Origin of the sequence: Pseudonocardia sp. McavD-2-B (genome assembly GCF_024124365.1) — a bacterium.
Taxonomy (GTDB): Bacteria; Actinomycetota; Actinomycetes; order Mycobacteriales; family Pseudonocardiaceae; genus Pseudonocardia; species Pseudonocardia alni.
Genome location: NZ_JAMXSG010000028.1, coordinates 20,841 through 32,242, shown reverse-complemented (window position 1 = coordinate 32,242; position 11,402 = coordinate 20,841). Strand labels below are relative to the sequence as shown.

The following is an 11,402-nucleotide window of genomic DNA, read 5'->3' as shown; positions in this document are numbered from 1 at the left end:
GCGGTGCCCGGTGCGGCCGTCGCCAGCGTCGCGAAGGCCCTGGCCAGCCCGGCCGGGGTGGTGCCGAACAGCGGGGCGCCGCAGCCGTCGACGGTGGTGACGCCGACCGGCGCCCCGGTCAGCTCGGCGACGGTCTCCCGGACCAGCCGCTGCAGCGGGTGCGCGGGGTCGCGGTAGCCGGCCGTCGGCCACCCCGCGGCCACGCAGGCGGCGAGCATCGCGGCGTGCTTGCCCGAGCAGTTCTGCAGCACCGGCGACGGTCCCGCCCCCGCCGCACGGACGGCCGCCGCGGCCGCCGGCTCCAGCGGCAGGTCCGGGGTGTTGTCCAGGTCGGCCTCGTCGAGCCCGGCACCGGTGAGGATGCGCCGGACGCCGTCGACGTGGCCGGGCTCGCCGGAGTGCGAGGCACAGGCCAGCGCGAGCAGCTCGCCGTCGAGGTCCAGCCCGGCCCGCAGCATCGCCACCGCCTGCACCGGCTTGAGCGCCGAGCGCGGCAGGAACGCCACGTCCGGGTCGCCGGAGCCGGTCACGGTGCCGCCGGGGCGGTGCACCGCGACGGTGCCCAGGTGCACCGACTCCACCGTGCCCTCCCGCTCCACGACGGCCAGCGGGACGGCGGCCGCGAGGACGGGCGGGACGGTCGGCGCGGTGACGGGTCCGGGGGTGCTCACCGGCCCGACGCTACGTCCCGCACCGTGGGCGCAGCCGTCGGCCTCAGGCGGGAACCGGTGCCGGGCCGAGCCCGAGCGCCCGCTCCAGCTCCGGAGACGGGTGGACCGGTACCGGGCCGTAGGCGTTGCCGCGGGCGGAGCGCCGGCGCACCGCGGGCACCCGCATCAGCAGCCGGACGAACGCCGGCGGGGTGATGGTGCGCCCGCGCTCGCGGGCCCGTGCCACCCCGCGCTCGATGCGGACCTGCTGGGCCTGCACGGACACGATCGCGGGCTCCCGCTCGGCCTGGACCGCGGCGAGCGTCGCGGTGCCGACCGTGCCCGCCCGCAGTGCGGGGACCAGGTGGTTCGCCGCGGCGAGCGCATCCTGCAGGGCCATCAGGATCCCGTTGCCGCCGACCGGGGAGATGACGTGCGCGGCGTCGCCGATCAGCAGCAGCCCCGGTCGGTGCCAGGTCGGGACGCGCGAGATGTCGACCGACAGGAGCGTCGCCTGGTTGAGATCGGTGAGCAGCCCGACCCGGTCGGCGAGCCACGGCACGCGCTCGGCCACCTCGCGCCGCACGTACTCCACGCCTGCCTCGCGCAGCGCCGGGTAGCCGCCCTTGGGCAACGACAGTCCGACCTGCCAGCGGCCCGGGCCGCCGAGCAGCCCGACGTAGTGGCGGGTGCCCAGGAACAGGTCGACGTCGGCGTCCGGCGGGTCACCGTCGCGGTGGGGGAGCGCGAACCACAGCAGGTCGGTCGTCGCGCCCTGCGACCGTGCGGTCAGCCCGGCCAGCGACCGGATCCTGGAGAACCGGCCGTCGGCGGCGACGACCAGGCCCGCCGCGAGCTCCTCGCCGGACCGCAGCCGCACCCCGCGCACCGGGTCGTCGGCGGTGCCCGCCCCGAGCAGTCCGGTGACGGCGGCCCCGGTGCGCAGCTCGAAGGCCGGCAGCGCGGCGGCCTCCGCGGCGAGGAAGTCCAGGAAGCGGGCCTGCGGCATCAGGGCCACGTAGTCGTACGGGGTGTCGAGCAGGCCGTAGTCGGTGGTGGTCACCACGCCCCTCGGCGTGCGGAACCGGAACTGACGGGCCGGCACGTGGGGCAGCGCGAGCAGCCGGTCGGTCAGCCCGAGGCGGTCGAGCAGCTCCAGGGTCCACGGGTGCAGGGAGTCGCCGCGGAAGTCGCGGTCGAAGTCCCGGTGGCGTTCGAGCAGCGTCACCGGCAGGCCCGCCCGGGCCAGCAGGTAGGCGAGCAGCATGCCGCCGGGGCCACCGCCCGCGACGATCGTCCGTTCCGCGGTCACCCGACCATGTTAGCTCGCCGAACGAGTGTCTTGTCCATCGAGAGAGTTGAACTGGGGGAGCGGTCGGCGGCACAGGAAGGTGCGGGCGGGCGGCGGGTTGCGCCACTCGGTCGCGGTCTCCACGACCTCGTCGAAGTGGGTGTCGAGCAGGTCGCGCAGCACCCGCACCCGGTTCGGCAGCGCCATCCAGGTGATGATCATGCTCATCACCCCGCCCGGGACCAGCCGGCGCGCGATCGTGCCCATGACCTGCAGGCGCAGGGTCTGCGGGAACACCGCCCACGGCAGGGTCGAGACGAACGCGTCGACCTCGGTGATGCCGGCCTCGTCGAGGATCCGGTCCAGGTCGGCGACGTCGCCCTGCACGACCTCCAGCCACGGCTTGTGCCGGCGCAGGTGCGCGACCAGCTCGGAGTCGATCTCGATCGCGAGGTAGCGCGCGTGCGGCCCGAGCCGCTCGCGGATCGGCTCGGCGAGCACCCCCGGTCCGGCGCCGAGTTCGACGACGACGCCGTTCGTCCCGCGCGGGACGACGGCGGCGAGCTGGCGGCACAGCCGCCGTCCGGTGAGGAACGGGGTCGCGAGCTGGTCCATCTTCGAGAACGAGCGTTTGAGGAAGACGGCGTGGTCGGGTCGGGCCATGGGGTCCATCGTGGCGGGCGCGGGCTCCGCGGTCATGTCGGGGCGACCCGGGTCACCCGCCGCGGCCGCGACGATCGTGCGTCCTCCGGCGCCGCACCCGTCGAGCGCGACGCCGGGGGCGTCCGTGCACGCTGTACGTGTCCCGACACCGAAGGAGAGGTACCGCTGTGCCCGCACCGACCACAGAGACCCCCGCGACCCCCGCGACCGTCACGTCCGTCCGCCCGCCCTTCCACCTGGCGATCCCGGTGGACGACATCGAGGCGGCCCGGGAGTTCTACGGCACGCTGCTCGGCTTCGGCCGCGGCCGCTCCGCCGAGCGCTGGACGGACTGGAACGTCGCCGGGCACCAGGTCGTCACCCACCAGGTCGGCGAGCCGTCGGACACCCCGCGCGCCGGCGTGGCCGGGAGCAACCCCGTCGACGGCCACGACGTGCCGGTCCCGCACTTCGGCCTGGTCCTGAGCGTCCCGGAGTTCCGGGCGCTGGCCGAGCGGCTCACCGCCGCGGGCACCGACTTCGTCATCGAGCCCTACGTGCGGTTCGAGGGCGAGCCGGGGGAGCAGTGGACGATGTTCTTCCTCGACCCCGCGGGCAACGCGCTCGAGTTCAAGGCCTTCGCCGACCTCGGGCAGCTCTTCGCCGTCTGAGGTCGGGGAGGCTCCTCCCGCTCAGGACGCGCGGGCGGGGGACGGGGCCGCGGGGAACAGCGCCGCGACCCGTGCCGCCGAGGCACGGGCCCGCGCCGTCGTCCCCAGCACTCCGAGCACCACGACCGCCACCGTCAGCGGCGTCACGACCGCCCACGCCGTTGCGACCCCGGCGGCGGTGCTCGCCGCGGTGGCGACCACGGTCCCGCTGACCGCGACGCCGAACGACTGCCCGGCCTGCCTGCTCGTCGAGGCCACCGCGGCGGCGACCCCGGCCCGCTCCGGCGGCATCCCGTTCACCGCGGTGTTCGTGATCGGCGGGTTGAGCAGGGCGAACCCGCAGCCGAACACCCCGTGCGCGAGCAGGATCAGCCACAGCGGCGTCGTCGGGGAGAGCTGGGAGAAGGTGAGCGCGACCAGCACCATCGCGCTCCCGCCCAGCACCAGCGGCAGGCGTGCCCCGCGGGCGGCGACCATCCGCCCGGACAGCGGCGCGACCACCGTGGTGGCGACGGCGGCCGGCAGCAGGGTCAGACCGGCCTGCAGCGCACCGAGCCCGCGGACGTCCTGCAGGTAGAGCGCGGACAGGAACAGCAGCGAGCCGAACGCCGCGAACGCGCAGACCGCGATCACCGTCGCCGAGGCGAACGGGGCGCTCCGGAAGAACCGCAGCTCCACCAGCGGTTCGGGGTGGCGCCGCTCCCAGACGACCAGGGAGACCAGCGCGACGACGGCCAGCACCGCCAGCCCGAGCACCCCCGCCGACGACCAGCCCAGCCGCGGCCCCTCGATCACCGCTGCCACCGTCGACCCGAGCAGCGCCACCACGAGCAGCTGCCCCACCGGGTCGGCCCGCCGCGGACGGGCGGCCCGCGACTCCGGGACGAGCCGCGCCGTCAGGATCCAGGCCGCCAGCACGACGGGGATGTTCACCCAGAAGATCGCCCGCCAGCCGACGGTGTCCACGAGCAGCCCGCCGAGCACCGGGCCGACGCCGAGCGAGATGCCGACCATCGCGCCCCACACCCCGATCGCGCGGGCCCGCTCGCGGACGTCGGTGAAGACGTTGGTGATGATCGACATGGCGACCGGGTTGAGCATCGCGCCGCCGAGCGCCTGGACCACCCGTGCCCCGATCAGCCAGCCGACCGTCGGGGCCAGGCTGCACAGCAGCGACCCGACCCCGAACAGGACGAGCCCGGTCTGGAAGACGCGGCGGCGCCCGACCCGGTCGGCCGTCGCACCGGCCAGCATCAGGAAGCAGGCCAGCACCACGGTGTAGGCGTCGACGGTCCACTGCAGCTCGGTGATCGAGGCGCGCAGGTCGGTGACCAGGGCGGGGAGCGCCACGTTGATGATCGTGACGTCCATCGAGACGATCAGGATGCTGGTGCACAGCACGGCCAGGATCAGCAGCCGGTGCCGCCGCCCCGCGGGACCGGCCGGCACGACGACGTCGTTTCCCACGGCATCTCCTTGTCCGGAGCTAACGAACCGGTGTCGACCCTAGCCCGCCTCGCGGCGCAGGGTCCGGCGACGGCGACCGGGCGCACCCACCGGCCCCGGCGGGTGGGTGACGGCGTGCCGGGCTCCAGGCGTCCACAGGTGGGCGGTGCAGAACTCGGCGAGCGGGTCGACCGCGGCGTCGACCACCGTGAGGTGGCCGGAGCGAGGCTTCCGCCCCGGACGTGCCGGACGGTCCGCCCGGTGCCCCCGCGACGGATGACGTAGATCGGGCCGGGGTGGGTGACGCCCGCCGGCCGGGTCGGCATGCTGTCGGCAGGGGCGTGGGCGCGGGAGGAGCATCGATGGTGGAGGCGGGGCCGTTCGTGTCCTGGTCCACGCTGGCGCGCCACGCCCCGGACGGTCTGGCGGTCGTGGACCCGGACGGTCTGTTCCTTCAGCTGAACGACGCTGCGGTCGTCCTGTGCGCCCGCCCCCTCGACGATCTGATCGGGATGCCGGCGCCCTTCGAGCTCTCACGGAACCCACAGGTCGATCCCCTCGCCCTCCTCGACGAGGGCGGGACGGAGCAGGTCTGCCTGTGGGCTCCGGTCGCGGGGGTGCGTCGGGAGTTCGCCTACCGCACGCGACCGCTGCCCGACCACTCCGGGCTCACCGTCGTGACCTTCCGGGACGTGGGCGAGGAGCGCCACCGGCAGCGGCGGGTGACCGCCATCGCCCGTGCCTCGGCGACGCTCGCCTCCGAGGGGTCGATCACCGCCACCCTGGACGCCCTCGCCCGGGAGGTGCTCCAGGCCGATGCGCTGGCCGGGGTGCAGATCCTGACCCTGGACCGGTCGGGCGAGGCTCTCCGGATCATGGGCTCGGCCGGCTTCCGGCGCTGGCCGGACTTCTTCGAACGCCTCGTGCAGTGCCGGGAGCGCGGCGCCGGACTGCGGATGCTGGACGCGTTCGAGCAGCGCGAGCCCGTGGTCGTCGCCGACCGCTGGGAGTCCATCCAGGAGGACCCGGCCTGGCAGCCCCTGCACGAGTATCTCGGGGAGCTCGACTGGAACTGGTTCGCCAGCGTCCCGCTCCTGGTCCGGGGTCGCTCGGCGGGCATCCTCAACGCCTTCTTCGCCCCGGGACAGGTCGTCGGCGGTCGCGCGGTCGAGTTCCTCGAGGCGATGGCGGAACAGGCCGCGGTGGCGGTGGACTACGCCTCGCTGCTGCAGAACGAGCGGGAGCTGGCCCGGCGCGGGGAACGCCAGAAGCTGGCGCGCGACCTGCACGACTCCATCGTGCAGCAGGTGTTCTCGATCGGGATGCAGGCCAAGTCGATGGCCGTCCTCGGCGGACGTGGCGACACCGTGTCCGCGGACAGCGTGCGCCGGATCGCCGACGAGGTGGGCCTGCTCGCCCGCACGGTCCTGGCGGACCTGCGAGCGATGGTGCACGAGCTGCGGCCCTCGGCCCCGCCGCAGCCGGGGTTGGAGGAGGCGGTCCGGGCCCTCGTGGAGAGCAGCACCAACCGGACCGGGCTGCGCTTCAGCCTCAGGATCCAGCAGGGACTGGCCAGGGTGCCGCCCGAGATGGCCGAGGACGTCTACCGCATCCTCGCCGAGGCCGTCCACAACGTCGTCAAGCACGCGAAGGCGGGCCGCGTGACGATCCGGATGGGCGTGCGCGACCACACGCTGACGATCACGGTGGCCGACGACGGCCGCGGCCTCGGGGCGGGTCGTGCCGGCGGCGACGAGCTCGGCGGCGACGAGCTGGGCGGCGGTTACGGCCTGACGAGTATGCGCGAGCGCGCGGAACGCTGGGGCGGCACCGTGTGCGTCCGGCCCCGGAAGGCCGGTGGCACCGCGGTGAGCGCCGTCCTGCCCCTGACGCCGAGCGACGAGGAGGGCGTCCCGGCGACGCCCGTGGACCGAGGGAACGAGGCCAGACCATGAACGCTCTCGACGGCACGACCGCGGACCGGCCCGAGGTGGTGACCCGGGTCCGGGTCCTCATCGTCGACGACCACGCCGTGGTGCGGCGGGGGATCCGGGCCTACCTGGAGGTCCTCGACGACCTCGAGGTCGCCGCGGAGGCGGCGGACGGTCAGGAGGCACTCGAGGGTCTGGAGTCGATGGCGGCGCACTCCGAGCTGCCCGACGTGGTCCTGATCGACCTCCTGATGCCCAGGATGGACGGGGTGGTCGCGACCTCGCGGATCACCGAGCGGTTCCCCGGGGTGCGCGTGGTGGTGCTGACCAGCTTCGGCGAGATGGAACGGGTGCACGCCGCGCTCGCGAACGGTGCGTCCGGCTACCTGCTCAAGGACGCGGAGCCGGGCGAGGTGGTCGCCGCGATCCGGGCGGCGGCGAAGGGGGACGTCTTCCTCGACCCGGCCGTCGCGCGGCAGTTGACCCGGGAGATCGTCGCGCCGCCGACCGGCATCAGTGCGCTGACCGGCCGGGAGCGGGACGTGCTCATCCTGGTGGCGCAGGGCCACTCCAACCAGGCGATCGCCGACGAGCTGGTCATCAGCGAGCGGACGGCACGCACCCACGTGAGCAACGTGCTGCGCAAACTGCAGTTGACCTCGCGGACCCAGGCTGCGCTGATCGCCGTCCGGCAGGGTCTGCTGCCGCCCCAGGCCTGACGCCCGTCGCAGGAGGTCCGGCCCCCTCGCCCGATGCCCGGTTCGGGGACGGCCACCTGGACGGGCACGAGGACGCCGGCCACGGGTGACCGGGGCCGGCGTCCTCACGACCAGGATCAGCCCGTGGCTGCGGTGCGCCACCCCGTCTGGTAGGTCTCGCGGGCCATGGCCGCGTAGGGGGCGGGGCTGACGATCGCGCGGACGGCGAGCTGCTCGTGCGGCTGCACCGTGGTCTTGCCCGAGCCGCCGTCCGGCTCGCCCCAGATCACCGAGACCTCGGCGCCCAGCGGGACGTCCGGGTTGACGGTGGCCAGCGAGAGGGCCTTGCGCTCGTTGGCGCTGTAGCCGGTGAACAGCGAGAGACCGACGGTGTTGCCGTCGGCGTCGGTGACGGCGTCGTAGTTCGAGGAGCCGTAGTTGGCGTTGGGCAGGTCGAAGAACTGGTAGCCGGGTCCCTCGGTGACCGGTGAGGCGAGGAGCCTCGCGACGTCCTCGGTGTTCCACTCGAGGGTGACCTTGCGGCGCTGGGTGGCGGGGTCGACGGCCTCCAGCGCGCTGCGGCCGATGAAGTCGTGGTCGAACTTCACGAATCCGCCGTAGCCGAGCTCCCAGGGGTTGAGGTAGTAGTCCTCGATCCGGTCGGAGACGAAGCTGCCCGCGAGGGCGTTGATGGCCTCGTAGCTGTTCGGACCGAGCCACTCGCGGTAGGGCCGCAGCTCCTCGCTGGTGTAGACGGCGGGCAGCGGCGAGGGGATCCATCCGGACTCGAGTGTGTTGCACGAGTAGGCGCGTGCCCCGGCGGGCTCGATGCCGAACTCGCGACCGGCCTCGAGGATGGCGTCGCGGACCTTGTCGTAGGTGCCGTACGGGCCCCAGATCTCCAGGCCGGGCGCGCCGGCCATGCCGTGGCGGAGGGTGCGGATGCGCTCCCCGGCGATGGTCATGTAGCCCATCCTGAAGAACGTGACCTGCTCGACGGGGCCGCCGTTGACCTTCTCGATGACCTCCCAGGCGCGGGGGCCCTGGATCTGGAAGCGCCACACGTCGCGGGTGACCTGCTTGCCGTAGGGCCGCGACGGCGAGCGGTCGTCGTAGCGGACCTCGACGTCGTAGCTCTCGCCCTGGAACTGCAGCCAGGTCGCCACCGGCGCGCGCCCGACGAAGACGAACTCCTCCTCGTCGAGGCGGAACAGGATGCCGTCGCCGATCACGCCGCCTTCGGGGGAGACCGGCACGAACTGCTTGGCGGAGTCGACCGGGAACGTCGCGGTGGAGTTGACCCCGGTGTCGGTGAAGAGCTTCAGGGCGTCCGGTCCGGAGACCCAGAGGTTGACCATGTGGTGCGACTGGTCGAAGAGCACCGCGGTGTTCTGCCAGGCGGTGACCTCGCGGCGGAAGTTGGTGAACTCGGCCGGCACGACCGGGTAGATGTAGGCACCCAGCTGGGAGTTGCGGAGCAGCTCGACGGTGCTCCCGGACCGGTCCAGCACTTCCTGGAGATTCTTGGCGCTCATCTGCCACCCGTTCTGGTCTCGGTTGTGTTCTGCGCTGACACACGGCCGGACATGGGGGTCGACGGCCATCGTCGCCCACGCTAGGGAGGCCGGAGGGCCCGGCGGCACCGTGGAATGGCGGGAGCCGCACGGCCGGGACGGGCCGGTGCGTCTACGTCATGTGTCCCGGACGGGTCTCGACAAGCGGGCGATGGCCTGTGCGGGTCGCCGTCCTAGCGTCGGAGGGGACCGTACGGCGCGACTGCGGCGCGGGCCCGAGCCAGGGAGCATGACATGACGAGCCAGAGCAGGCCGGAGCTGCCGGGGACCTATGTCTTCGACGGGCCGACCAGCCGTCGCGGTCGCCACATGAACAAGCTGTTCATGTCGCTGGTGAGCGGGACCGCCCGCAGCGAGTTCGTCGCCGACGAGGCCGCGTACTGCGCGCGCTACGCGCTGTCCGACGAGCAGACGACCGCCGTCCTGGAGCGGGACTGGCAGGCGATGCTCGACCTGGGCGGCAGCATCTTCTACGTCTACAAGCTTGCCATGATGGACGGGCTGTCCATGCAGTACCTCGGCGGTGTGTTCACCGGGATGTCCGAGGACGAGTTCAAGGCCGCGATGCTGGCCGGAGGGCGCACCGATGTCTGAGGTGATCTGGGGGCTGGCCACGTCGCACGTCCCGTCGATCGGCGCGGCGATGGACCGCGGGCTGACCGACCAGCCGGTGTGGGCGCCGCTGTTCGAGGGCTACCGGCCCGCCCGCGAGTGGCTGGCGCAGCACACCCCCGACGTGGCGATCCTCGTCTACAACGACCACGCCAACGGGGTGGACCTGGACATCGTGCCGACCTTCGCGATCGGCACCGCCGAGCGGTACCGGGTGGCGGACGAGGGCTTCGGCAGGCGCGCCGTCCCGGACGTCGTCGGTGACCCGGACCTGTCGTTCCATCTCCTGCAGAGCCTGGTCGACGACGGCTTCGACATGACCGTCTTCCAGGAGCTGGACGTCGATCACGGCTTCACCGTGCCGCTGTCGGTCTGGACGCCCGAACCCGGTGACGCCTGGCCCTGCCCGGTCATCCCGATCATGGTCAACGTCATCCGCTACCCGCAGCCCACCGCCGCCCGGTGCTACGCCCTGGGCCGGGCCCTCGGGCGGGCGATCGCGAGCTACGACGGCGTCGGCACGGTCGGGATCCTCGGCACCGGTGGCATGTCCCACCAGCTGGCGGGCGCGCGCGCCGGGTTCATCAACCCGACGTTCGACCACATGTTCCTCGAGGCGATCGAGCACGAGCCGGAGAAGCTCGCGCAGCTCACCCGCGAGGAGCTGATCCGCGAGGCGGGGTCGGAGGGCATCGAGCTGATCATGTGGCTGGTCATGCGCGGCGCGCTGCACGAGCGGGTCCGCACGGTCCACTCCGCGTACCACGTCCCGGCCTCGAACACCGCCGCGGGACTGGCGCTGTTCGACAACCGGGCCTGACCGCCCGGCCGGGTCCGGCCACCAGGAGGAGCCGTGTCGATCGAGCTGCCCGACCGTGCGCCCGTGTCCCGCGCGGCGTCGCCGCGCACGGACCGGTGCCTGGTGATGGGCGTCCTCAACGTCACCCCGGACTCGTTCTCCGACGGCGGGCGCTACGACCGGACCGCCGACGCCGTCGCCCACGGCGCGCTGATGTGGGAGTCGGGTGCCGACTACGTCGACGTCGGCGGGGAGTCCACCCGGCCCGGCGCGGAGCGCGTGCCGGTCGACGAGGAGCTCCGTCGGGTCGTACCGGTCGTGGAGCGGCTGGCAGCGGCGGGCGTCGCGGTCAGCATCGACACCACCCGGGCCGCCGTGGCCGAGGCCGCCGTGTCCGCGGGGGCGGTGCTGGTCAACGACGTCAGCGGAGGCCTCGCCGATCCCGCCATGGCCGGGGTCGTCGCCGCGGCCGGGGTGCCGTGGGTGCTCAACCACTCCCGCGGCGGCAGCCGGGACATGTACGCGGCGGCGGTCTACCGCGACGTGGTGCGCGAGGTCGCGGACGAGCTCCGGATGCGGATCGACGACGCCGTCGAGGCCGGTGTCGACCCGGACCGGCTCGTGCTCGACCCGGGGCTGGGGTTCGCCAAGCTCACCGAGCACAACTGGACCCTGCTGGCTCGCCTCGACGAGCTGCAGGAGCTCGGCTTCCCGGTCCTGGTCGGCTCCTCACGCAAGCGCTTCCTGGCCGACGTGCTTACGGGTGGGCGCGCCGAGGGCCCGGCGCGGCTCCGGGACGCCGCGACGGTCGCGACCACGGTGCTGGCGGCCCGGTCGGGTGCCTGGGGGGTGCGGGTCCACGACGTGGCGGCGTCGGCGGATGCGGTGCGCGTCGTCGGCCGCGCGTCCGCGACGCTCTCACGGCGCTGACCGGGCGGTGTCCGGGGCGACCCGCCGGACTCCGTCGAACCGGGTGCCGGTCCCGGCGACGAGGTCGTCGAACCGTCCCCGGGGCGCGGGTGCCTCGGGCATCGTGGGTCCTTCCCCAGATGGGGCACCCGCGATCCTGCCCGGCCCACGGGACATCG

12 protein-coding genes are annotated in these 11,402 nt (G+C 73.7%); 6 read left to right on the top strand and 6 right to left on the bottom strand.

The features are described 5' to 3' along the window. The 3 genes from NH602_RS06740 to NH602_RS06730 form a co-directional block, all read right to left on the bottom strand. Positions 1-671: asparaginase (locus NH602_RS06740; protein ID WP_253067326.1), on the bottom strand; the 671-nt coding region annotated here is incomplete at its 3' end. 43 nt (positions 672-714) lie between these two features. Continuing rightward, positions 715-1,917: an FAD-dependent oxidoreductase gene (locus tag NH602_RS06735; protein ID WP_179762892.1), complete on the bottom strand. Its 1,203-nt coding sequence runs from the start codon at positions 1,915-1,917 to the stop codon at positions 715-717. 54 nt (positions 1,918-1,971) lie between these two features. Continuing rightward, positions 1,972-2,604: a class I SAM-dependent methyltransferase gene (locus tag NH602_RS06730; protein WP_253067324.1), complete on the bottom strand. Its 633-nt coding sequence runs from the start codon at positions 2,602-2,604 to the stop codon at positions 1,972-1,974. Positions 2,605-2,771: 167 nt separating this feature from the next. Here NH602_RS06730 and NH602_RS06725 point away from each other — a divergent pair, with 167 nt between their 5' ends. Next, positions 2,772-3,254, top strand: coding sequence for a VOC family protein (locus NH602_RS06725; protein ID WP_100879905.1), 483 nt, complete (start codon positions 2,772-2,774; stop codon positions 3,252-3,254). A 21-nt stretch (positions 3,255-3,275) separates the two neighbouring features. Here the strand turns inward: NH602_RS06725 and NH602_RS06720 are convergent, their stop codons facing one another. Beyond that, complete coding sequence (locus NH602_RS06720) at positions 3,276-4,721, bottom strand: MFS transporter (protein WP_304580104.1); 1,446 nt, start codon at positions 4,719-4,721, stop codon at positions 3,276-3,278. A 39-nt stretch (positions 4,722-4,760) separates the two neighbouring features. After that, positions 4,761-4,907: a hypothetical protein gene (locus tag NH602_RS06715; protein ID WP_179760829.1), complete on the bottom strand. Its 147-nt coding sequence runs from the start codon at positions 4,905-4,907 to the stop codon at positions 4,761-4,763. A 155-nt stretch (positions 4,908-5,062) separates the two neighbouring features. On the opposite strand from NH602_RS06715, the gene NH602_RS06710 reads away from it, so the two are divergent. Then, positions 5,063-6,655 (top strand): ATP-binding protein, encoded by a 1,593-nt coding sequence (locus tag NH602_RS06710; protein WP_253067323.1) that lies wholly within the window; start codon positions 5,063-5,065, stop codon positions 6,653-6,655. Then, a complete protein-coding gene (locus NH602_RS06705; protein WP_073575433.1) occupies positions 6,652-7,350 on the top strand; it encodes a response regulator transcription factor in 699 nt (232 codons plus the stop codon). The genes NH602_RS06710 and NH602_RS06705 overlap by 4 nt, the downstream gene beginning before the upstream one ends. 116 nt (positions 7,351-7,466) lie before the next feature. Here NH602_RS06705 and NH602_RS06700 read toward each other — a convergent pair whose 3' ends face one another. Then, positions 7,467-8,864, bottom strand: coding sequence for an aminomethyl transferase family protein (locus tag NH602_RS06700; protein WP_253067322.1), 1,398 nt, complete (start codon positions 8,862-8,864; stop codon positions 7,467-7,469). 273 nt (positions 8,865-9,137) lie between these two features. On the opposite strand from NH602_RS06700, the gene NH602_RS06695 reads away from it, so the two are divergent. The 3 genes from NH602_RS06695 (at position 9,138) to folP (ending at position 11,244) form a co-directional block, all read left to right on the top strand. Beyond that, the gene (locus NH602_RS06695; RefSeq protein WP_073575431.1) at positions 9,138-9,497 is read left to right on the top strand and encodes a protocatechuate 3,4-dioxygenase; all 360 of its coding nucleotides are present in this window, start codon (positions 9,138-9,140) and stop codon (positions 9,495-9,497) included. Next, entirely contained in the window at positions 9,490-10,335 is an 846-nt protein-coding gene (locus NH602_RS06690; RefSeq protein WP_253067321.1) for a class III extradiol dioxygenase subunit beta, read from the top strand. Before NH602_RS06695 ends, NH602_RS06690 begins: the two co-directional genes overlap by 8 nt. 105 nt (positions 10,336-10,440) lie before the next feature. Continuing rightward, positions 10,441-11,244, top strand: coding sequence for a dihydropteroate synthase (gene folP, locus NH602_RS06685; protein ID WP_253067327.1), 804 nt, complete (start codon positions 10,441-10,443; stop codon positions 11,242-11,244). The last annotated feature ends 158 nt before the right edge of the window (positions 11,245-11,402 follow it).